Source organism: Flavobacterium paronense (assembly GCF_030409795.1).
Taxonomy (GTDB): domain Bacteria; phylum Bacteroidota; class Bacteroidia; order Flavobacteriales; family Flavobacteriaceae; genus Flavobacterium; species Flavobacterium paronense.
Genome location: NZ_JAUFQN010000007.1, coordinates 1 through 23218, shown reverse-complemented (window position 1 = coordinate 23218; position 23218 = coordinate 1). Strand labels below are relative to the sequence as shown.

Here is a 23218-nt window from a genome sequence, read left to right as displayed (position 1 = left end):
GGGTTGATTATAAGGGTTTAGACGAAAGATGTTTTTATTTCTTGCGCAGCAGCATAAAATCTATTCTCTCGGAAATGAAAAACGGTTATTAAACAGAAAGTCTTTATCGGTTAAGGTTACTAAAAAGGCCACTAAATCAACTCTGTCATTGTTAGATAAATTCATTGGCTTATCTAGTTCTTTTGGTAGATTTTTATCATGACCTAACGAATTGTAATGCTTTATGACTTCCGTCAGGGATTTAAATCTGCCATCATGCATATACGGAAATGTAAATTGAATATTTCTAAGTGTTGGTGTTTTAAATCTCAGATAATCTTCAGGTTTATTTGTAATTTTTATTCCAAAATCATTTAACGTTTCATCAATTGACAATCCATTTTTCTCAAATCTGTCATCACTAAATAATGGTTCTTTGTGACATGATGCACAATTAATTTTGAATAAATCATAGCCATGTTGCTCTTGTGTGGTGAAACTTTCTTCTTTGCGCATCACTTTATCATACTTAGCATTAGAGGATGTAAGCATTACAGTGAATTGAGCTAATGCTTTCAACAACCGTTGACTGGTAATTTTTTCATCGCCAAAAGCTTTAGCAAATAAGATTCTGTATTTTTCGCTTGCTTGTAATTTGGCAATCACATGTTCAATTGTTTCATCCATTTCTAACGGATTAGTAATTGGATTTATAGGTTGCATTTCTAAATTATTCACGCCACCATCCCACATAAAATCTTTGTTCCAAGCCAGGTTGATTAAGGCCATCGAATTTCGGTTGCCAATTTTTCCATCGATGCCATGACTCAGTTGATGATCCACATGCGTAAATCCGGTTTGCTGCAAATGACAACTTTGGCAGGAAATGGTATTGTCACGTGATAAAATGGGGTCAAAAATAAGTTTCTCCCAAGCTGGAAACCTTCTTCGGTTAAAGGGTTTCTTTTAAAATCATATTTTGGCTTTGGCCAATTTTTGGGAATTTCAAAATATAATGGCGTTGTATATTTATTGGTAAACGAGAATCCAATTAGAACTAATAATAAAAGAAATTTCCAATATATTCTCATTCCAAATGAAACATTTTGACACTATCATTAGCTAATTCCGTGGCAAGTTTACATGGAATCATAACGCTGTTAGTTTGTGCCAGATTTATATTCGAAAAAAAGTCTTTTAAATCAATCGCAATAGTAATATTGTCATTGCTGTTGCAATTGAATTCCACTTTTCTCATCATATAATTCGGCTCACGGTAACCGCCAATGTGAAATTGAAATTCATTATTACGTGTTTTACAACTTGTACTTTTACCTTCAATTTTTATATTAATGTAACCACTTTGCCAAGCCCAATACATTCCTTTTGTAGGATCTAAATCACCATCCATTGCTCCAGCTGTATTGGTTAAACTATCTATACCTATATTGAAAGTAACTTTAGAAATTAGCTTGTCACTCTTTTTGTGATTGGAATTTGAAATGAATTGGGATTGTCAAAATCGAGTAGGTGATAGCTGTTTTTTTATAAAAACAAAATTGTCGGAATATTGTATTTGAATATTGGATATATAGCATCTAAAGGTTTCTATTGACAAAGTGTCTTTGGATGCTGAAACATATTTTTTGTTTAGTTCGAACGGAAGCTTGTTAAATTCTAAATGAAAATTAACGTAAAGTGAATCGTTTTTACTTTGAGAATAACTGAAAGCAAAACAAAAAAAAAGGAAAACAGTATGTATTCCTTTTTTAGTCATGTCTTGGTCTGCGTGGTTTTGGAGCAAATATTCTTCCTAAGTCTTCGGTCAGTTCGTTGAAGTCTTCCATTTGGTCTTTGTGACATAGTTTTTTGATGTCTACAAAATGTTTGAAATGGGTTTCTTCAACTTGTTTTGATAGGAATTTAAGAGCGTAATCAAACTGTCTTTAGTTTTTACATTGACTTCCGTTTGGTTTAACTGATCGTATAATTCATTTTAGTTTGGCGAATATCACTATCAAGTCTTGTTATTTCTCCGTGATGCATTTGATAATTTACATACTCCTTTTGTTGCTGTTCATCAAATGAAGTTTTTCCACAATAATTTCTTTGGATTGGTCTGCCTTCATGTGGTGGTCTGTTACCTTTAGGACCATTTTAAGAATAGAAAAACTTAAGGGTGCTAAATTGATAACTAACCAACCGATAACGGCAATCGTTAATAGTTAGTTTTTTCCATTAAAGGAAAAAAACTAAAACTATTAACGATTGCCGTTATCGGATTGTTAGTTATCAATTTAGCAACTTAAGTTTTTATCTTAAATGGTCCTAAGGTAACAGACCACCACATGAAGGCAGACCAATGCAAAAGAAATTATTGTGGAAAAACTTCATTTTGATGAACAGCAACAAAAGGAGTATGATAAATTAATCAAATGGCATCACGGAGAAATAACAAGACTTGATAGTGATATTCGCCAAACTAAAAATGAATTATACGATCAGTTAAACAAACGGAAGTCAATGTAAAAACTAAAGACAGTTTGATTACGCTCTTAAATTCCTATCAAAAACAAGTTGAAGAAAACCCATTTCAAACATTTTGTAGACATCAAAAAACTATGTCACAAAGACCAAATGGAAGACTTCAACGAACTGACCGAAGACTTAGGAAGAATATTTGCTCCAAAACCACGCAGACCAAGACATGACTAAAAAAGGAATACATACTGTTTTCCTTTTTTTGTTTTGCTTTCAGGCTTATTCTCAAAGTAAAAACGATTCACTTTACGTAAATTTTCATTTAGAATTTAACAAGCTTCCGTTCGAACTAAACAAAAAATATGTTTCAGCATCCAAAGACACTTTGTCAATAGAAACCTTTAGATGCTATATATCCAATATTCAAATACAATATTCCGACAATTTTGTTTTTTATAAAAAAAACAGCTATCACCTACTCGATTTTGACAATCCCAATTCATTTCAAATTCCAATCACCAAAAAGAGTGACAAGCTAATTCTAAAGTTACTTTCAATATAGGTATAGATAGTTTAACCAATACAGCTGGAGCAATGGATGGTGATTTAGATCCTACAAAAGGAATGTATTGGGCTTGGCAAAGTGGTTACATTAATATAAAAATTGAAGGTAAAAGTACAAGTTGTAAAACACGTAATAATGAATTTCAATTTCACATTGGCGGTTACCGTGAGCCGAATTATATGATGAGAAAAGTGGAATTCAATTGCAACAGCAATGACAATATTACTATTGCGATTGATTTAAAAGACTTTTTTTCGAATATAAATCTGGCACAAAACTAACAGCGTTATGATTCCATGTAAACTTGCCACGGAATTAGCTAATGATAGTGTCAAAATGTTTCATTTGGAATGAGAATATATTGGAAATTTCTTTTATTATTAGTTCTAATTGGATTCTCGTTTACCAATAAATATACAACGCCATTATATTTTGAAATTCCCAAAAATTGGCCAAAGCCAAAATATGATTTTAAAAGAAACCCTTTAACCGAAGAAGGTTTCCAGCTTGGGAGAAACTTATTTTATGACCCCATTTTATCACGTGACAATACCATTTCCTGCCAAAGTTGTCATTTGCAGCAAACCGGATTTACGCATGTGGATCATCAACTGAGTCATGGCATCGATGGAAAAATTGGCAACCGAAATTCGATGGCCTTAATCAACCTGGCTTGGAACAAAGATTTTATGTGGGATGGTGGCGTGAATAATTTAGAAATGCAACCTATAAATCCAATTACTAATCCGTTAGAAATGGATGAAACAATTGAACATGTGATTGCCAAATTACAAGCAAGCGAAAAATACAGAATCTTATTTGCTAAAGCTTTTGGCGATGAAAAAATTACCAGTCAACGGTTGTTGAAAGCATTAGCTCAATTCACTGTAATGCTTACATCCTCTAATGCTAAGTATGATAAAGTGATGCGCAAAGAAGAAAGTTTCACCACACAAGAGCAACATGGCTATGATTTATTCAAAATTAATTGTGCATCATGTCACAAAGAACCATTATTTAGTGATGACAGATTTGAGAAAAATGGATTGTCAATTGATGAAACGTTAAATGATTTGGCCGAATAAAAATTACAAATAAACCTGAAGATTATCTGAGATTTAAAACACCAACACTTAGAAATATTCAATTTACATTTCCGTATATGCATGATGGCAGATTTAAATCCCTGACGGAAGTCATAAAGCATTACAATTCGTTAGGTCATGATAAAAATCTACCAAAAGAACTAGATAAGCCAATGAATTTATCTAACAATGACAGAGTTGATTTAGTGGCCTTTTTAGTAACCTTAACCGATAAAGACTTTCTGTTTAATAACCGTTTTTCATTTCCGAGAGAATAGATTTTATGCTGCTGCGCAAGAAATAAAAACATCTTTCGTCTAAACCCTTATAATCAACCCAAACCATATGAAAAAATCTTTCTTTACTTTACTTGCCTTATCTAGTGTAATCATCCTTCAAGCGCAATACAATACCATTACAATTCCTGAAGCTTTATACGGGACTAATTTTAATTTAAACATTCATGAGTCGACCAAACAAATCCGTACTGGTAATTTAACGGTGACTGGCTCAATTAACAACGAAACTTTTTGGGGACCAACTTTGATTATCAATAAAGGAGAAGAAGTTCACATGAATGTAACCAATAATCTTAACGAGTCTACAACACTACACTGGCACGGTATGCATCTTCCGGCGGTTATGGATGGTGGACCACACCAAATTATTCCGGCAGGAACACTTTGGCAACCTTATTGGACTGTGATGAATCAGGCTGCTACACTTTGGTATCATCCACACTTACATGAAACAACACAAGAACAAATAACTAAAGGAGTTGGTGGTTTTATAATCGTTAAAGATCCTCAAGAAACGGCTCTGGCATTGCCAAGAACTTACGGTGTTGATGATATTGTTTTAGCATTAACCAGTAGAAGTTATTCAACAGCCAATCAGTTTGACTCCCCTCCAACTTCGGTGCGTGTTTATGGTGATTATATGTTGACTAACGGAACTCCAAATGGTCAAATCAGTTTACCAAAACAATATGTTCGTCTTCGAATTTTAAATGCTGAAGTAGAACGTGGTTATAATCTTGGCTTTAGCGATAACAGAACCTTTTATATTGTTGCCAATGATGGTGGATTGTTGAATGCACCAGTAGCAGCAACCCGTGTTAAGTTGATGGTTGGCGAACGTATCGAAATTATGGTTAACTTAGGAAATGATACTGTTGGTTCGTCAGTTGATTTAAAAGCTTATAATTCGGGACAAACTTTAGGATTTCCCGGAGGCGAACCAAATACTACAGGTCAATTCGGAAGCTTATTAAATAATATTGATTTCTCCGTTTTACATATCAATGTGGCCGCAACTACAACGGCAACAACTCCAATTACTGCTGTGCCATCAATATTGGCTAGCAATACCTACTGGACAGCAGCTAATGCAACAGTTACAAGAACAATGACTGTTACAGGCGGACAAGGTGCTACGCCATTTTCGTTAGACAATCACACTTTTGTTTTTGATTATATTGACAAAACGGTTAACCTTAATGATATCGAAAAATGGACCGTTACCAATAATAACATCTTCGGACATTCGTTTCACATTCATGACATCGAGTTTAAAATTGTAGCTCGTAATGGTTCGGCAACCGGAGTTGGAACTCATGAAAGTGGTTGGAAAGATACTTTTTATTTACCCCGAAATGAATCGGTGACTTTTGTAGCAAAGTTTGACGATTTTGCTGATGCCGATGTAACGCATCCTTATATGTATCACTGCCATTTTGCAGGTCATGAAGATGGTGGAATGATGGGACAATTTATTGTTACCGGAAACCTGGGTAATGATCAAAACACTTTAAATACCGATTTCAGTTTATACCCAAATCCGGCTCAAGATAAATTGTATATTAATCTGAGTGATGCTTCAACCGAAATCTATTATTTAACTTTAACTACCATTGAAGGAAGAGTTGCCATGATGTTACCGCAACCGCAATGGCAAAACGGAATTGATATTTCTAGTTTGTCTTCGGGAGTTTATATTGTTCAAATGATGGATAAAAAAACAAAATCCGTAACTACTAAAAAATTCATTAAAAAGTAAGTTATGAATCGCCTAGGATATTTACTTATTGCCATTTTGTTTGCTGTTCTATCGTTGAGCTTTTCCGTCATTGACAATAATTCGAATACAAAAACAATAACAGATTTTAGTTTGAAAAATGTTGATAATAAAAAAGTCTCTCTTTCAAGTTATAAAAATGCCAAAGGATTTATGGTTATTTTTACCTGTAATAAATGTCCAATGGCGAAATTCTATTCTAATCGATTGAATACCTTAAACAAATATTACAAGACAAAAGGCGTTTATCTGTTAGCCATTGACGCTATGGATACTCTGGCTTATAAAGAAGAATCTTTTACATTGATGCAAAAAAAGGCTAAGGCTGACAAGCTTAATTTCCCCTATTTACAAGATAAATCACAAGTAGTTGCCAAACAATTTAAAGCAACACATACGCCACAAGCTTTTATCATTTGGAAAAACAAATCGGGTAAATACGACATCAAATATGAAGGTGCTATTGATGATAACGCAGGAGATGCTGCCAATGCAAAACCTTTTTTGGCCGAAGCAGTTAACGAACTTTTACAAAACAAAACAGTCACTAATACCAAAACAGAATCCTTTGGTTGCAGAATATTTTACAGAGGAGAACCACAAAAAATGAAAACCAACTAATTTAAAATGTTATTTATGAAAAAAATAGTAATCGCAAGTTTATTGATGTTTAACGGATTTTTATCCGCACAAACCAATCCAGCCATTACACAATGGTTGCGCAACACCACAGGAATTACTGGTCGTCATTATGTTTCTGGAAACTCCACTCCAATAACTGATGCGGTGGCTGCCAATGTGCAAACTGTACAATACTCAACCAATTGGGTTTATGTAACTACGAATGGTATTCCGGCTTATATCACTGGCCCTTTTTTAGATGGTAATCCTTCTTTAGCAACAACACGTAATAATGCCATTTTCAAATTTCCTCTAAGTCCAACTCAAAATACTGGAACAGCTACCGCAACAAGCGGTGGAAATATTGGTTTGTTTAAAAACGGAGTCGCTTTATTTGATTACCGCGATGGTGTTTCCTATAAATTCTCAACTGGTGCCAATGCTGGTGGACCTTTAGGTGGAGCTGGAGACGGAATTTGGAACAGAGATGCTGTAGTTGCCGAAAGAGTCGGATTTGATTGTGCCAAAGCGCATCCGGCAATGGGAAATTACCACCATCATCAAAATCCGAGTGCTTTTAGTTTAGATTTACAAGTGATTTCAACGGTTTGCAGTACTTACCCTTCTGATGGGCTATATGTTATCAACACAACACAACATTCTCCGTTACTAGGTTTTGCTTACGATGGATTCCCAATATATGGTGCTTATGGTTATGCTAACGCAGACGGAACCGGAGGCATTGTCAGAATGAAATCGGGTTACCAACTAAGAAATATTACCACTAGAACAGTTTATGCCGATGGAACCAATGTTACTGATGGTCCAGCTGTTAGCACTACCTTTCCTTTAGGATTATACCGCGAAGATTACGAATGGATTGCTCATGCATCAGACGCTAGTTATTTAGATGTACACAACGGTAGATTTTGTGTAACTCCAGAATATCCTTCAGGGATTTATTGCTATTTTACTACAGTAGATGCCAATCACAATTCAGCATATCCTTATGTAGTTGGTCCAACATTTTATGGCAATAAAACGGGAGGCACTGCTACAATTTCTGAAAGCACAACACAATACACTTTAGCAAATGCTGATTTTAACCTTTCAAAATTAAATGTAAAAGTATATCCAAATCCGGCGCAAGAATTCATTGCAATTCAATCGGATATGATTGAAGATAATCTAAAGGTAACACTGATTGACGAACTTGGAAAAGTAATACAAACTAATGAAATCCTTCAAGGAAGTACACTTTGTATTATGGATTTAACAACGGTTTACAACGGAATTTATTTTGTGAGAATTGCCAATGCAAAAGACAATAAAACCTTTAAAATAATCGTTAATAAATAGTTTAGAGCTATGTGTTAAACTATGAAGAAACTATTTCAATTTGCATTCATCCTAATTTGGAGTGTAACCAAAAGTCAAACTATTGGATTAATTCAACATAACGCTGGCACGCTAGATGACGGATATATTTTATTTGCGCCTATAAATAGTAACACAACATATTTAATTGATAAATGTGGTAAACAAGTAAAAACCTGGAATAGCAATTACAAACCCGGACAAGCTGTATATATTCTTCCTGATGGCACCTTGCTTCATACCGGCAATGCTAATAACACTACTTTTAATGCTGGTGGAAAAGGAGGAGTTATAGAAAAAATAGATTGGAATGGTAATGTAACCTGGAGTTATACCCTTTCGGATGCCACTAAATGCCAACACCATGATGTAAAAGCCTTGCCCAATGGCAATATATTAGTTATTGCTTGGGAATCAAAAACCAATACGCAAGCCATTGCTCAGGGGAGAAATCCATCATTAGTTCCGTCAACCGTTTGGAGTGAACAAATTCTCGAAATTCAACCTGTTGGTGCAACCGGTGGCAATATAGTTTGGGAATGGCATTTATGGGATCATATGATACAAGAATATGACAATTCAAAACCAAATTACGGAACAGTAGCTTCGAATCCACAACTTATAAATCTTAACTACAATGCCAGTGCATCGGTTACGGATTGGATTCATATGAATGCCATTGATTATAATCCAACTTTAGATCAAATTATGGTCAGTTCCCATAACTTTAATGAAATCTGGATTATTGATCACAGCACTTCAACAACCCAAGCCGCTTCTCACACTAATGGAAATTCGGGCAAAGGTGGTGACATTTTATACCGTTGGGGAAATCCATTAGCTTATAACATCGGTACAGTTGCTGATAAAAAATTCTTTGGACAACATAATGCACAGTGGATTCAAAACGGACTGCCATTTGCCAATGACATTTTGGTTTTTAATAATGGAAATGGCCGAACCGGCGGAAATTATTCAACTGTAGAAATAATTGAACCACCTGTTAATGGATACAATTATACCAACACACTTCCCTATTTACCAACAGCTGCTTCTTGGATTTATAATTCGGGTAACCCTAATAGTTATTATGCACAAAATATTTCAGGTGCGCAACAATTGTCTAACGGTAATGTTTTGATGTGTAACGGTCCGTCAGGAACCTTTACCGAAGTTACAAATGCCGGAACACAAGTATGGAAATACATCAATCCGGTAGCACTATCAGGCATTTTAAGTCAAGGTACGGCGCCAGCACAAAACTTAGTTTTCCGTTGTTCGTTTTATGCAAATACTTATAGTGGGTTTACCGGACATACATTAACTCCCGGAAATACTATTGAAAATTCGAATACCGTATCAGACAATTGTAGTTTAACGTTGGCAAATACTAACATGGTAAATGAGAATAATTTGGTTATTTATCCCAATCCCGTAAAAAATGTTTTGAACATCAATTTGCCTGTTCAATTCACTTCTGCAAATTTGACCTTGATAAATAATATTGGTCAAACTGTTTATTCTACTGCAATAAATTCAAATACCCTATCAATTAATGTAAATCAATTTTCTGCTGGTTTATACTATTTAAAAGTCAGCTCTGATACCAATCAATTTGTAAAAAAAATAATAATTGAATAAATAAAAACTCCCGAGTACTTCGGGGGTTTTTTATTTTAACAATGCAGTCAGCAACAACTTTTCCTGTTCCAACAGTTGCTGTCTTACTTCCAGTTTTATCAATTGCTGTGGCCCATTTTTGCGAAATAATACGACTGCCTTCGCTTTAAGGGTTTCCAATGCAGCAAGATGGATGGCGTCTTTCTGATCTTCAGACTGGAGCATAAAGTCAGTTAAGTGAAATAGCTTTAGCGCAGCTTTATACGCTTTCTTCATTTTTTCTGTCTTTTTTGCACAAGTATATTGATCAATTTCATTTTTCCGTAATGCAGCTGCAATGAATTTATCTTTCTCTGACTCCAACAATGCTATTTGCGGAAGCTGTTTTGGTTCGCTCATTTCCAATGCAGTAAAAAAACGACCTACCCTACTATCCCAAATCAATCCCATAGTTGACAATTCCCTTAATCCAAGTTCATAAAGCGACCATTGGCTACGACTGATGTTTAAAAGCATTGCCATCTCATCCTGTGTTAGGTTTAATTCTTCTCTGATTAGTTTTCGTATTTTCATATCTGTAGCGATTTTTTTGTAGCATTTCGGTTTGCTACATTTTTTTTGCTACAAACAAAAAAAATGCCAGAGTTTTATAGAATTTCAGGCATGCATCAGGTAAAATAAAAAACCCCGAGTTATCGGGGCTTTTTTATTCTTTTATAAACTTAGAACCCGCCGTTCCTTTATCACTAACAATCTTGATAAAATAATTCCCGGCTTTCAATTCGGAAACATCAATAGTTTCATTTGGATTTGTATTTACCTGCACCAATTGCCCAAGTGTATTGTAAATACTTACCGAACTAATCGTTACATTTTGTTTAGTTGTAATAGTCAAGCTGTTCTTCGCAGGAACTGGTGATAAACTAAATAGGTTGGTGAACTCAAAGTCTTGATTCCCTAAAGCTGTAATTGTCGTTGTAGCTGTATTAGTAACTATCGGGAAATTATAATCAAAATAAATATTTGCTGTATTGCTAAAAGAATCTCCCACTACTAATGTTGGTTTTGTTTTTATTTTAAATGCAACATAGCCATCGTTGTTTGCATCATCAAAAGGAAGATTAATATTTTCAAAGATAAATTCTAACTGATTTGGATCTTTAATGCGGGTTGTAAATGAATGGCTCGAATCTAATGGAACTACTGTTGAGATATCAAATTTGGCTGTATCAATCATGTCTTTCACAACAATGTTTTCTGCATTGGCTGTTCCGGTGTTTTCAAAACGAATAACATAATGCACATATTCATCAATAAATTCTGGCGCTACTTCATTTCCTTCTACACAAGTCTTATCATTTGGATCTAAAGAACCAACAACAATTTGTCTTAAGTAATTTGAATTATCCGTTTGATGTTCATCTCCTGATAATGGGAAAGCTGTTGATTGAAATTTTATCAAGTTACCTATGTTAAGCGGAAGGCTTTCTGCAGGGGTGTTTAAATTAAAAGTAACCTCCATTTCACGTGTTTCAAAAGGTACTAGATTAGTATAATTCCAAGTCAATAAGCTGTAGGCCTGATTATTTACTACTGGTGTTGCCGATACAAAATCCATATAATCATCATCAAAAGAAAAGTTTAAATATCCTGAAACAGTAACGTTTCCAATGTTTCTATACTTGATTTTATATCTGGAATCAAAACCAGGTCTGGCTCTTGTTAGTGGTATAATCCAAGATTCAATATCCTGATGGGATCCATTAGCAGTGAGGCAAAAATCCTGTTGAAACGGGCTTGCTAAATCCGGAAAGCTAACTGTTGCCGATGCAGGAGAAATAGTGTAATAAGTAGGATTCTCTATAACTTGTGGCGTCATAGTATGTGAGCCAGCTGTTACCGGTATAGAATAATCTCCGGTTAAATTAGAAATATAACTACCGCTGTTTACACCATCAGTGATGTTAATCTTCAAATTAGGAAAAAAAACATCAGAAGCATCACAACCATTATTATTAACATCAAAACGGTTCTTTCCTTGAATAGTATAATAATCGCCACCCGGTGTAAAACTGCAATAAGAGTTTAACACACAATTTGCATAACCATATGATACAATTTGGTTTTGAACGGAATCAATCTGACCATCATCAACACAAATGTATGCCAGATTAGGATTGCCTGAAAAATTTAAAGTGCCTTCAATACTTCCATTTTTAATTATTAGTGAAGTTAGACTATTAAGACCGCACCATAAATATTGCAGATTGACTAAGTCGCTTGTATCTAATGTGGTTAAATGATTTGAAGAACAAATCAAAAATTGAATATTTCTTAAACCATTTAAATCTATTGACGCAAATTGATTATTTGAAAAATAAAGCCTTTGAAGATTAACCATACCATTCAATTCTAATGAATGAATTTGATTATCAGAGCAATCTAAAAATTCAAGGTTAACTAAGCCGCTAACATCTAACGACGGAATTTGGTTGCTAGAACATGCCAATGATAAAAGATTAACAAAGCCACTTACGTTTAATGATTGGAGATGATTGTTATTACAAGCCAACTGTTGAAGGTTAGTTGCTCCCGCCAGATTTATAGAAGTAAGGTTATTATTGTAACAATACAATTTTTGAAGATTGGCATGACCGCTTAGGTCTAATGTAGTAAATAGGTTGTAGCTGCAAATCAACTCTTGAAGACTTGTTATATGGCTTAAATCTATACTTGCCAAATGACATTGGTTGCAGGTTAATTTTTGTATAGTTGATACATTTCCCAAATTTATTGAATTCAGGGATAAATTATATCCGCAATCCAAAGTTTGCAGATTTAATAAATTACTAACATCCAATGAAGTGAGCTGATTGTCATGACAAAGTAAAAAAGTAAGGTTTACTAAAGGACTTAAGTTTAATGAAGTAAGTTGATTGTTATGGCATTGCAGGAATTGTAAATTCAAAAAAGCTTCAATACCAGTTAAATTGCTTACATAAGAATAGGAAACATCTAAACGGTAAACAGTTAAAGCTTCACTTACTTGAATCTCACCATCACTGTTGGTATCAATTGCTATAAAATTTCCAGCCGAATCTGCAGCAATTCCGTTACCAACAGTAGCTGACAATAACTTCGCCTTAAAATTGGCATCCGGAATAGTCACTATTTGGGCATTGCCCGTAACTACAGTAAAAACTAAGGTCAAGAAAAAGTAAAGTTTCTTCATAAACAGTTTGTATAAAATCAAATATATTATTTATTCTTTAACAAACTTAGAACTTGCCGTTCCTTTATCACTTACAATCTTGATAAAATAATTCCCGGCTTTCAATTCGGAAACATCAATAGTTTCATTTGGATTTGTATTTACCTGCACCAATTGCCCAAGGGTATTGTAAATACTTACTGAACTAATCGTTACATTTTGTTTGGTTGTAATAGTCAAGCTGTTCTTCGCAGGAACTGGTGATAAACTAAATAGGTTGGTGAACTCAAAGTCTTGATTCCCTAAAGCTGTAATTGTCGTTGTAGCTGTATTAGTAACTATCGGGAAATTATAATCAAAATAAATATTTGCCGTATTGCTAAAAGAATCACCTACTACCAATGTTGGTTTGGTTTTGATTTTGAAAGTTACATAGCCATCGTTGTTAGCATTATCAAATGGGAGGTTTATATTTTCAAAGATAAACTCAACCTGATTGGTATTAGTAATTTTAGTTATATAACTATGGCTTCCATTTAATGGAAATAAAGTTGAAATGTCAAACTTATCAGTGTCTATCAAATCCTTAACCACAATATTTTCAGCGGCATAAGTTCCGGTGTTTTCAAATCGTATTACATAGTGAACATATTCTCCAATCATGTCCGGTTCGACTTTATCACCTTCAACACACGTCTTGTCGTTTGGATCAATTGAACCAACAACAACCTGACTTAAACGATTAGCATTATCAGTTAAATACTCATCTCCGCTTAATGGCGAGACTATTGACTGAAATTTTATTATATCACCATTGTTAACAGGAAGCGTTTCCATGGGGGTGTTAATGTTGATTTTTACCTCAATTTCCCTGGTTTCAAATGGTAGCAGATTGACATAGTCCCATGTTAATAAACTAGGATTTTGATAGGTTTGAGTAGGGATTGCAGAAATAAAATCCATGTAGTCATCGTTAAAAAAATGTAACGTTTCCAGAGATAGATATATTTCCTTTATTTCTGTAATATATTTTATATGTTGCATCGAATCCAGGTCTGGCAGGAGTTAAAGGGACAATCCATGTTTCAACATCCAGGTGTGACCCATTGGGAGTAATACAAAAATTTTGAGTAAACGGACTGGCTGTTGTTGGAAAACTAACCGAAGTAGTTGTTGGAGAAACCGTAAAATAATTTGGGTTTTCTAAAATCGGTGCTAAGGTATAGTCCCCGGCAGAAATAGGTATCGCATAATTTCCGGATAAATTACTGATTATGGTTCCCGAATTAGTTCCGTCAGTAAAGGAAAACTTTAGATTGTGAATAGTAATATCGTTGTTGTCACAACCGTTATTATCAACATCAAATTTGTGATTTCCCTGAATTGTATAGTATATGCCTCCTGGTGTAAAATTACAATAAGTGTTTGTGTTACAAACAGCGCTGCTGTAATAACTCTGAACCATTGAAACTTCTGATTCATCGCAACACACATACGTTATGTTGGGATTTCCTTCAGCAATCATACCAAAGTTGTCAAAATTACCATTTTTGACGTTGATGGCCTGTAGATTATTAAATCGGAGTTCATAAAATCCATTACCTTGATTGGGAGGTCCGCCGGTTGCAAAATCACTTAAATCAATATATTCAATCCTATTGTTGGGACATTGTAAATCGCGTAACATTGTCAAGCCCGAAATATCCAATTGTGTTAACTGATTGTTTAGGCAAACCAAATGCTCTAAATTCAATAGGTTGGAAACATTCAGGTTGGTTAAATAACCAACCTGAATGTTTCCAACCTATTGAATTTAGAGCATTTGGTTTGCCTAAACAATCAGTTAACACAATTGGATATTTCGGCTTGACAATGTTACGCGATTTACAATGTCCAACAATAGGATTGAATATATTGATTTAAGTGATTTTGCAACCGGCGGACCTCCCAATCAAGGTAATGGATTTTATGAACTCCGATTTAATAATCTACAGGCCATCAACGTCAAAAATGGTAATTTTGACAACTTTGGTATGATTGCTGAAGGAAATCCCAACATAACGTATGTGTGTTGCGATGAATCAGAAGTTTCAATGGTTCAGAGTTATTACAGCAGCGCTGTTTGTAACACAAACACTTATTGTAATTTTACACCAGGAGGCATATACTATACAATTCAGGGAAATCACAATTTGATGTTGATAATAACGGTTGTGACAACAACGATATTACTATTCACAATCTAAAGTTTTCCTTTACTGACGGAACTAATTCGGGAACCATAATCAGTAATTTATCCGGAAATTATGCGATACCTATTTCTGCCGGGGACTATACCTTAGCACCGATTTTAGAAAACCCAAATTATTTTACGGTTTCTCCAACAACTACTTCGGTTAGTTTTCTCACAACAGCCAGTCCGTTTACTCAAAATTTTTGTATTACTCCCAATGGGTCACACCTGGATGTTGAAACATGGATTGTCCCTTTAACTCCTGCCAGACCTGGATTCGATGCAACATATAAAATATATTACAGAAATAAAGGAAATATATCTATCTCTGGAAACGTTACATTTTCTTTTAACGATGACTACATGGATTTTATTTCTGCAATCCCTACTCAAACCTATCAAAATCCTAGTTTATTAACATGGGACTATGTCAATCTGCTACCATTTGAAACCAGGGAAATTGAGGTAAAAATCAACATTAACACCCCCATGGAAACGCTTCCTGTTAACAATGGTGATATAATAAAATTTCAGTCAATAGTCTCGCCATTAAGCGGAGATGAGTATTTAACTGATAATGCTAATCGTTTAAGTCAGGTTGTTGTTGGTTCAATTGATCCAAACGACAAGACGTGTGTTGAAGGTGATAAAGTCGAACCGGACATGATTGGAGAATATGTTCACTATGTAATACGATTTGAAAACACCGGAACTTATGCCGCTGAAAATATTGTGGTTAAGGATTTGATAGACACTGATAAGTTTGACATTTCAACTTTATTTCCATTAAATGGAAGCCATAGTTATATAACTAAAATTACTAATACCAATCAGGTTGAGTTTATCTTTGAAAATATAAACCTCCCATTTGATAATGCTAACAACGATGGCTATGTAACTTTCAAAATCAAAACCAAACCAACATTGGTAGTAGGTGATTCTTTTAGCAATACGGCAAATATTTATTTTGATTATAATTTCCCGATAGTTACTAATACAGCTACAACGACAATTACAGCTTTAGGGAATCAAGACTTTGAGTTCACCAACCTATTTAGTTTATCACCAGTTCCTGCGAAGAACAGCTTGACTATTACAACCAAACAAAATGTAACGATTAGTTCAGTAAGTATTTACAATACCCTTGGGCAATTGGTGCAGGTAAATACAAATCCAAATGAAACTATTGATGTTTCCGAATTGAAAGCCGGGAATTATTTTATCAAGATTGTAAGTGATAAAGGAACGGCAAGTTCTAAGTTTGTTAAAGAATAAATAATATATTTGATTTTATACAAACTGTTTATGAAGAAACTTTACTTTTTCTTGACCTTAGTTTTTACTGTAGTTACGGGCAATGCCCAAATAGTGACTATTCCGGATGCCAATTTTAAGGCGAAGTTATTGTCAGCTACTGTTGGTAACGGAATTGCTGCAGATTCGGCTGGAAATTTTATAGCAATTGATACCAACAGTGATGGTGAGATTCAAGTAAGTGAAGCTTTAACTGTTTACCGTTTAGATGTTTCCTATTCTTATGTAAGCAATTTAACTGGTATTGAAGCTTTTTTGAATTTACAATTCCTGCAATGCCATAACAATCAACTTACTTCATTAAACTTAAGTCCTTTAGTAAACCTTACTTTTTTACTTTGTCATGACAATCAGCTCACTTCATTGGATGTTAGTAATTTATTAAATCTGCAAACTTTGGATTGCGGATATAATTTATCCCTGAATTCAATAAATTTGGGAAATGTATCAACTATACAAAAATTAACCTGCAACCAATGTCATTTGGCAAGTATAGATTTAAGCCATATAACAAGTCTTCAAGAGTTGATTTGCAGCTACAACCTATTTACTACATTAGACCTAAGCGGTCATGCCAATCTTCAAAAATTGTATTGTTACAATAATAACCTTACTTCTATAAATCTGGCGGGAGCAACTAACCTTCAACAGTTGGCTTGTAATAACAATCATCTCCAATCATTAAACGTAAGTGGCTTTGTTAATCTTTTATCATTGGCATGTTCTAGCAACCAAATTCCGTCGTTAGATGTTAGCGGCTTAGTTAACCTTGAATTTTTAGATTGCTCTGATAATCAAATTCATTCATTAGAATTGAATGGTATGGTTAATCTTCAAAGGCTTTATTTTTCAAATAATCAATTTGCGTCAATAGATTTAAATGGTTTAAGAAATATTCAATTTTTGATTTGTTCTTCAAATCATTTAACCACATTAGATACAAGCGACTTAGTCAATCTGCAATATTTATGGTGCGGTCTTAATAGTCTAACTTCACTAATAATTAAAAATGGAAGTATTGAAGGCACTTTAAATTTTTCAGGCAATCCTAATCTGGCATACATTTGTGTTGATGATGGTCAGATTGATTCCGTTCAAAACCAAATTGTATCATATGGTTATGCAAATTGTGTGTTAAACTCTTATTGCAGTTTTACACCGGGTGGCGATTATTATACTATTCAAGGAAAGAACCGTTTTGATGTTAATAATAATGGTTGTGATGCTTCTGATGTTTTTTTTCCTAATTTGAAGATTAACATCACTGATGGTGTAAACAGCGGTAGTTATATTTCTAATTTAACCGGAGATTATTCTATACCGGTAACAGCTGGCTCACATACTATGACGCCACAAGTTATAGAGAATCCTACTTATTACACTATTTCTCCTGCATCGGCAACAGTTAGCTTTCCGGATTTAGCAAGCCCGTTTCAACAGGATTTTTGCCTCACTGCTAATGGATCCCATCAGGATATTGAATCTTGGATTATACCACTAACAAGAGCCAGACCTGGTTTTGATTCCAGATATAAAATCAAGTATAGAAACATTGGAAACGTTACTGTTTCAGGATATTTAAACTTTTCTTTTGATGATGATTATATGGATTTTGTATCGGCAACACCAGTAGTAAATAATCAGGCCTACAGCTTATTGACTTGGAATTATACTAATCTAGTACCTTTTGAAACACGTGAAATGGAGGTTACTTTTAATTTAAACACCCCTGCAGAAAGCCTTCCGCTTAACATAGGTAACTTGATAAAATTTCAATCAACAGCTTTCCCATTATCAGGAGATGAACATCAAACGGATAATTCAAATTACTTAAGACAAATTGTTGTTGGTTCTTTAGATCCAAATGATAAGACTTGTGTAGAAGGAAATGAAGTAGCGCCAGAATTTATTGATGAATATGTGCATTATGTTATTCGTTTTGAAAACACCGGAACAGCCAATGCAGAAAACATTGTTGTGAAAGACATGATTGATACAGCCAAATTTGATATCTCAACAGTAGTTCCATTAGATTCGAGCCATTCATTTACAACCCGCATTAAAGATCCAAATCAGTTAGAATTTATCTTTGAAAATATTAATCTTCCTTTTGATGATGCAAACAACGATGGCTATGTTGCATTTAAAATAAAAAAAAACCAACATTAGTAGTGGGAGATTCTTTTAGCAATACAGCAAATATTTATTTTGATTATAATTTCCCGATAGTTACTAATACAGCTACAACGACAATTACAGCTTTAGGGAATCAAGACTTTGAGTTCACCAACCTATTTAGTTTATCACCAGTTCCTGCGAAGAACAGCTTGACTATTACAACTAAACAAAATGTAACGATTAGTTCGGTAAGTATTTACAATACACTTGGGCAATTGGTGCAGGTAAATACAAATCCAAATGAAACTATTGATGTTTCCGAATTGAAAGCCGGGAATTATTTTATCAAGATTGTTAGTGATAAAGGAACGGCGGGTTCTAAGTTTATAAAAGAATAAAAAAGCCCCGATAACTCGGGGTTTTTTATTTTACCTGATGCATGCCTGAAATTCTATAAAACTCTGGCATTTTTTTTGTTTGTAGCAAAAAAAATGTAGCAAACCGAAATGCTACAAAAAAATCGCTACAGATATGAAAATACGAAAACTAATCAGAGAAGAATTAAACCTAACACAGGATGAGATGGCAATGCTTTTAAACATCAGTCGTAGCCAATGGTCGCTTTATGAACTTGGATTAAGGGAATTGTCAACTATGGGATTGATTTGGGATAGTAGGGTAGGTCGTTTTTTTACTGCATTGGAAATGAGCGAACCAAAACAGCTTCCGCAAATAGCATTGTTGGAGTCAGAGAAAGATAAATTCATTGCAGCTGCATTACGGAAAAATGAAATTGATCAATATACTTGTGCAAAAAAGACAGAAAAAATGAAGAAAGCGTATAAAGCTGCGCTAAAGCTATTTCACTTAACTGACTTTATGCTCCAGTCTGAAGATCAGAAAGACGCCATCCATCTTGCTGCATTGGAAACCCTTAAAGCGAAGGCAGTCGTATTATTTCGCAAAAATGGGCCACAGCAATTGATAAAACTGGAAGTAAGACAGCAACTGTTGGAACAGGAAAAGTTGTTGCTGACTGCATTGTTAAAATAAAAAACCCCCGAAGTACTCGGGAGTTTTTATTTATTCAATTATTATTTTTTTTACAAATTGATTGGTATCAGAGCTGACTTTTAAATAGTATAAACCAGCAGAAAATTGATTTACATTAATTGATAGGGTATTTGAATTTATTGCAGTAGAATAAACAGTTTGACCAATATTATTTATCAAGGTCAAATTTGCAGAAGTGAATTGAACAGGCAAATTGATGTTCAAAACATTTTTTACGGGATTGGGATAAATAACCAAATTATTCTCATTTACCATGTTAGTATTTGCCAACGTTAAACTACAATTGTCTGATACGGTATTCGAATTTTCAATAGTATTTCCGGGAGTTAATGTATGTCCGGTAAACCCACTATAAGTATTTGCATAAAACGAACAACGGAAAACTAAGTTTTGTGCTGGCGCCGTACCTTGACTTAAAATGCCTGATAGTGCTACCGGATTGATGTATTTCCATACTTGTGTTCCGGCATTTGTAACTTCGGTAAAGGTTCCTGACGGACCGTTACACATCAAAACATTACCGTTAGACAATTGTTGCGCACCTGAAATATTTTGTGCATAATAACTATTAGGGTTACCCGAATTATAAATCCAAGAAGCAGCTGTTGGTAAATAGGGAAGTGTGTTGGTATAATTGTATCCATTAACAGGTGGTTCAATTATTTCTACAGTTGAATAATTTCCGCCGGTTCGGCCATTTCCATTATTAAAAACCAAAATGTCATTGGCAAATGGCAGTCCGTTTTGAATCCACTGTGCATTATGTTGTCCAAAGAATTTTTTATCAGCAACTGTACCGATGTTATAAGCTAATGGATTTCCCCAACGGTATAAAATGTCACCACCTTTGCCCGAATTTCCATTAGTGTGAGAAGCGGCTTGGGTTGTTGAAGTGCTGTGATCAATAATCCAGATTTCATTAAAGTTATGGGAACTGACCATAATTTGATCTAAAGTTGGATTATAATCAATGGCATTCATATGAATCCAATCCGTAACCGATGCACTGGCATTGTAGTTAAGATTTATAAGTTGTGGATTCGAAGCTACTGTTCCGTAATTTGGTTTTGAATTGTCATATTCTTGTATCATATGATCCCATAAATGCCATTCCCAAACTATATTGCCACCGGTTGCACCAACAGGTTGAATTTCGAGAATTTGTTCACTCCAAACGGTTGACGGAACTAATGATGGATTTCTCCCCTGAGCAATGGCTTGCGTATTGGTTTTTGATTCCCAAGCAATAACTAATATATTGCCATTGGGCAAGGCTTTTACATCATGGTGTTGGCATTTAGTGGCATCCGAAAGGGTATAACTCCAGGTTACATTACCATTCCAATCTATTTTTTCTATAACTCCTCCTTTTCCACCAGCATTAAAAGTAGTGTTATTAGCATTGCCGGTATGAAGCAAGGTGCCATCAGGAAGAATATATACAGCTTGTCCGGGTTTGTAATTGCTATTCCAGGTTTTTACTTGTTTACCACATTTATCAATTAAATATGTTGTGTTACTATTTATAGGCGCAAATAAAATATATCCGTCATCTAGCGTGCCAGCGTTATGTTGAATTAATCCAATAGTTTGACTTTTGGTTACACTCCAAATTAGGATGAATGCAAATTGAAATAGTTTCTTCATAGTTTAACACATAGCTCTAAACTATTTATTAACGATTATTTTAAAGGTTTTATTGTCTTTTGCATTGGCAATTCTCACAAAATAAATTCCGTTGTAAACCGTTGTTAAATCCATAATACAAAGTGTACTTCCTTGAAGGATTTCATTAGTTTGTATTACTTTTCCAAGTTCGTCAATCAGTGTTACCTTTAGATTATCTTCAATCATATCCGATTGAATTGCAATGAATTCTTGCGCCGGATTTGGATATACTTTTACATTTAATTTTGAAAGGTTAAAATCAGCATTTGCTAAAGTGTATTGTGTTGTGCTTTCAGAAATTGTAGCAGTGCCTCCCGTTTTATTGCCATAAAATGTTGGACCAACTACATAAGGATATGCTGAATTGTGATTGGCATCTACTGTAGTAAAATAGCAATAAATCCCTGAAGGATATTCTGGAGTTACACAAAATCTACCGTTGTGTACATCTAAATAACTAGCGTCTGATGCATGAGCAATCCATTCGTAATCTTCGCGGTATAATCCTAAAGGAAAGGTAGTGCTAACAGCTGGACCATCAGTAACATTGGTTCCATCGGCATAAACTGTTCTAGTGGTAATATTTCTTAGTTGGTAACCCGATTTCATTCTGACAATGCCTCCGGTTCCGTCTGCGTTAGCATAACCATAAGCACCATATATTGGGAATCCATCGTAAGCAAAACCTAGTAACGGAGAATGTTGTGTTGTGTTGATAACATATAGCCCATCAGAAGGGTAAGTACTGCAAACCGTTGAAATCACTTGTAAATCTAAACTAAAAGCACTCGGATTTTGATGATGGTGGTAATTTCCCATTGCCGGATGCGCTTTGGCACAATCAAATCCGACTCTTTCGGCAACTACAGCATCTCTGTTCCAAATTCCGTCTCCAGCTCCACCTAAAGGTCCACCAGCATTGGCACCAGTTGAGAATTTATAGGAAACACCATCGCGGTAATCAAATAAAGCGACTCCGTTTTTAAACAAACCAATATTTCCACCGCTTGTTGCGGTAGCTGTTCCAGTATTTTGAGTTGGACTTAGAGGAATTTGAAAATGGCATTATTACGTGTTGTTGCTAAAGAAGGATTACCATCTAAAAAAGGGCCAGTGATATAAGCCGGAATACCATTCGTAGTTACATAAACCCAATTGGTTGAGTATTGTACAGTTTGCACATTGGCAGCCACCGCATCAGTTATTGGAGTGGAGTTTCCAGAAACATAATGACGACCAGTAATTCCTGTGGTGTTGCGCAACCATTGTGTAATGGCTGGATTGGTTTGTGCGGATAAAAATCCGTTAACATCATAAACTTGCGATTACTATTTTTTTCATAAATAACATTTTAAATTAGTTGGTTTTCATTTTTGTGGTTCTCCTCTGTAAAATATTCTGCAACCAAAGGATTCTGTTTTGGTATTAGTGACTGTTTTGTTTTGTAAAAGTTCGTTAACTGCTTCGGCCAAAAAGGTTTTGCATTGGCAGCATCTCCTGCGTTATCATCAATAGCACCTTCATATTTGATGTCGTATTTACCCGATTTGTTTTTCCAAATGATAAAAGCTTGTGGCGTATGTGTTGCTTTAAATTGTTGGCAACTACTTGTGATTTATCTTGTAAATAGGGGAAATTAAGCTTGTCAGCCTTAGCCTTTTTTGCATCAATGTAAAAGATTCTTCTTTATAAGCCAGAGTATCCATAGCGTCAATGGCTAACAGATAAACGCCTTTTGTCTTGTAATATTGTTTAAGTATTCAATCGATTAGAATAGAATTTCGCCATTGGACATT

The 23218-nt window shown here is 34.7% G+C and carries 22 protein-coding genes and 3 pseudogenes; 15 read left to right on the top strand and 10 right to left on the bottom strand.

The window, feature by feature from the left end; genetic code table 11:
- Window positions 1–60 precede the first annotated feature (60 nt).
- The 3 genes and pseudogenes from QWY90_RS00765 to QWY90_RS15775 form a co-directional block, all read right to left on the bottom strand.
- Entirely contained in the window at window positions 61–846 is a 786-nt protein-coding gene (locus tag QWY90_RS00765; protein ID WP_290283932.1) for a cytochrome-c peroxidase, read from the bottom strand.
- The gene (locus tag QWY90_RS00760; protein WP_290283931.1) at window positions 807–1070 is read right to left on the bottom strand and encodes a hypothetical protein; all 264 of its coding nucleotides are present in this window, start codon (window positions 1068–1070) and stop codon (window positions 807–809) included. Before QWY90_RS00760 ends, QWY90_RS00765 begins: the two co-directional genes overlap by 40 nt.
- Window positions 1067–1756: pseudogene (locus tag QWY90_RS15775) on the bottom strand (MbnP family protein). Before QWY90_RS15775 ends, QWY90_RS00760 begins: the two are co-directional and overlap by 4 nt.
- 602 nt (window positions 1757–2358) lie before the next feature.
- Between QWY90_RS15775 and QWY90_RS00750 the strand changes: the two are divergent.
- The 10 genes and pseudogenes from QWY90_RS00750 to QWY90_RS00710 all read left to right on the top strand — a co-directional run bounded on the left by QWY90_RS00750 (window position 2359) and on the right by QWY90_RS00710 (window position 9825).
- Window positions 2359–2508 (top strand): hypothetical protein, encoded by a 150-nt coding sequence (locus tag QWY90_RS00750; RefSeq protein WP_290283929.1) that lies wholly within the window; start codon window positions 2359–2361, stop codon window positions 2506–2508.
- Window positions 2509–2556: 48 nt separating this feature from the next.
- Entirely contained in the window at window positions 2557–2694 is a 138-nt protein-coding gene (locus QWY90_RS00745) for a hypothetical protein (protein WP_290283928.1), read from the top strand.
- Window positions 2687–3022 (top strand): MbnP family protein, encoded by a 336-nt coding sequence (locus tag QWY90_RS15850; protein WP_369281094.1) that lies wholly within the window; start codon window positions 2687–2689, stop codon window positions 3020–3022. The genes QWY90_RS00745 and QWY90_RS15850 overlap by 8 nt, the downstream gene beginning before the upstream one ends.
- A pseudogene (locus QWY90_RS00740) lies at window positions 3013–3306 on the top strand (MbnP family protein); the annotation flags it as partial. The gene QWY90_RS15850 and the pseudogene QWY90_RS00740, both read left to right, overlap by 10 nt.
- A gap of 69 nt (window positions 3307–3375) precedes the next feature.
- Window positions 3376–4110, top strand: a complete 735-nt coding sequence (locus QWY90_RS00735) for a cytochrome-c peroxidase (RefSeq protein ID WP_290283926.1) — start codon at window positions 3376–3378, stop codon at window positions 4108–4110.
- Window positions 4111–4187: 77 nt separating this feature from the next.
- A complete protein-coding gene (locus tag QWY90_RS00730) occupies window positions 4188–4388 on the top strand; it encodes a hypothetical protein (RefSeq protein ID WP_290283925.1) in 201 nt (66 codons plus the stop codon).
- Window positions 4389–4455: 67 nt separating this feature from the next.
- Complete coding sequence (locus tag QWY90_RS00725) at window positions 4456–6168, top strand: multicopper oxidase domain-containing protein (protein ID WP_290283924.1); 1713 nt, start codon at window positions 4456–4458, stop codon at window positions 6166–6168.
- Between the two features lie 3 nt (window positions 6169–6171).
- Entirely contained in the window at window positions 6172–6807 is a 636-nt protein-coding gene (locus tag QWY90_RS00720; protein ID WP_290283923.1) for a thioredoxin family protein, read from the top strand.
- Window positions 6808–6822: 15 nt separating this feature from the next.
- Complete coding sequence (locus QWY90_RS00715; protein WP_290283922.1) at window positions 6823–8166, top strand: YHYH protein; 1344 nt, start codon at window positions 6823–6825, stop codon at window positions 8164–8166.
- A 21-nt stretch (window positions 8167–8187) separates the two neighbouring features.
- Window positions 8188–9825, top strand: coding sequence for an aryl-sulfate sulfotransferase (locus tag QWY90_RS00710; protein WP_290283913.1), 1638 nt, complete (start codon window positions 8188–8190; stop codon window positions 9823–9825).
- 30 nt (window positions 9826–9855) lie between these two features.
- On the opposite strand, the gene QWY90_RS00705 is transcribed toward QWY90_RS00710, so the two are convergent.
- From QWY90_RS00705 to QWY90_RS00690, 4 genes are all read right to left on the bottom strand, one after another.
- Window positions 9856–10377 carry a helix-turn-helix domain-containing protein gene (locus tag QWY90_RS00705; RefSeq protein ID WP_290283914.1) on the bottom strand — a complete coding sequence of 174 codons (522 nt, stop codon included), beginning with the start codon at window positions 10375–10377 and terminating at the stop codon, window positions 9856–9858.
- A gap of 133 nt (window positions 10378–10510) precedes the next feature.
- Window positions 10511–13036 carry a DUF7619 domain-containing protein gene (locus QWY90_RS00700; protein ID WP_290283921.1) on the bottom strand — a complete coding sequence of 842 codons (2526 nt, stop codon included), beginning with the start codon at window positions 13034–13036 and terminating at the stop codon, window positions 10511–10513.
- 30 nt (window positions 13037–13066) lie between these two features.
- Window positions 13067–13978 (bottom strand): T9SS type A sorting domain-containing protein, encoded by a 912-nt coding sequence (locus QWY90_RS00695; RefSeq protein ID WP_290283918.1) that lies wholly within the window; start codon window positions 13976–13978, stop codon window positions 13067–13069.
- A 10-nt stretch (window positions 13979–13988) separates the two neighbouring features.
- Window positions 13989–14768 (bottom strand): hypothetical protein, encoded by a 780-nt coding sequence (locus tag QWY90_RS00690; protein WP_290283920.1) that lies wholly within the window; start codon window positions 14766–14768, stop codon window positions 13989–13991.
- A 136-nt stretch (window positions 14769–14904) separates the two neighbouring features.
- On the opposite strand from QWY90_RS00690, the gene QWY90_RS00685 reads away from it, so the two are divergent.
- The 5 genes and pseudogenes from QWY90_RS00685 to QWY90_RS00665 all read left to right on the top strand — a co-directional run bounded on the left by QWY90_RS00685 (window position 14905) and on the right by QWY90_RS00665 (window position 19733).
- Window positions 14905–15261 (top strand): hypothetical protein, encoded by a 357-nt coding sequence (locus tag QWY90_RS00685; RefSeq protein WP_290283919.1) that lies wholly within the window; start codon window positions 14905–14907, stop codon window positions 15259–15261.
- A gap of 350 nt (window positions 15262–15611) precedes the next feature.
- A complete protein-coding gene (locus QWY90_RS00680) occupies window positions 15612–16523 on the top strand; it encodes a T9SS type A sorting domain-containing protein (protein ID WP_290283918.1) in 912 nt (303 codons plus the stop codon).
- A gap of 30 nt (window positions 16524–16553) precedes the next feature.
- Window positions 16554–18754, top strand: a pseudogene (locus QWY90_RS00675) (leucine-rich repeat domain-containing protein); the annotation flags it as partial.
- Window positions 18734–19078: a T9SS type A sorting domain-containing protein gene (locus QWY90_RS00670; RefSeq protein ID WP_290283916.1), complete on the top strand. Its 345-nt coding sequence runs from the start codon at window positions 18734–18736 to the stop codon at window positions 19076–19078. The pseudogene QWY90_RS00675 and the gene QWY90_RS00670, both read left to right, overlap by 21 nt.
- Before the next feature lie 133 nt (window positions 19079–19211).
- Window positions 19212–19733: a helix-turn-helix domain-containing protein gene (locus tag QWY90_RS00665; protein ID WP_290283914.1), complete on the top strand. Its 522-nt coding sequence runs from the start codon at window positions 19212–19214 to the stop codon at window positions 19731–19733.
- Window positions 19734–19763: 30 nt separating this feature from the next.
- On the opposite strand, the gene QWY90_RS00660 is transcribed toward QWY90_RS00665, so the two are convergent.
- From QWY90_RS00660 to QWY90_RS00650, 3 genes are read right to left on the bottom strand one after another with little or no spacing between them, the layout of a single operon-like run.
- Window positions 19764–21401, bottom strand: a complete 1638-nt coding sequence (locus tag QWY90_RS00660) for an aryl-sulfate sulfotransferase (RefSeq protein ID WP_290283913.1) — start codon at window positions 21399–21401, stop codon at window positions 19764–19766.
- A gap of 21 nt (window positions 21402–21422) precedes the next feature.
- Window positions 21423–22475 carry a YHYH protein gene (locus tag QWY90_RS00655; protein WP_290283939.1) on the bottom strand — a complete coding sequence of 351 codons (1053 nt, stop codon included), beginning with the start codon at window positions 22473–22475 and terminating at the stop codon, window positions 21423–21425.
- On the bottom strand, window positions 22466–22684 hold the full coding sequence (locus tag QWY90_RS00650) for a hypothetical protein (RefSeq protein ID WP_290283911.1): 219 nt from the start codon (window positions 22682–22684) through the stop codon (window positions 22466–22468). Before QWY90_RS00650 ends, QWY90_RS00655 begins: the two co-directional genes overlap by 10 nt.
- Between the last annotated feature and the right edge of the window lie 534 nt (window positions 22685–23218).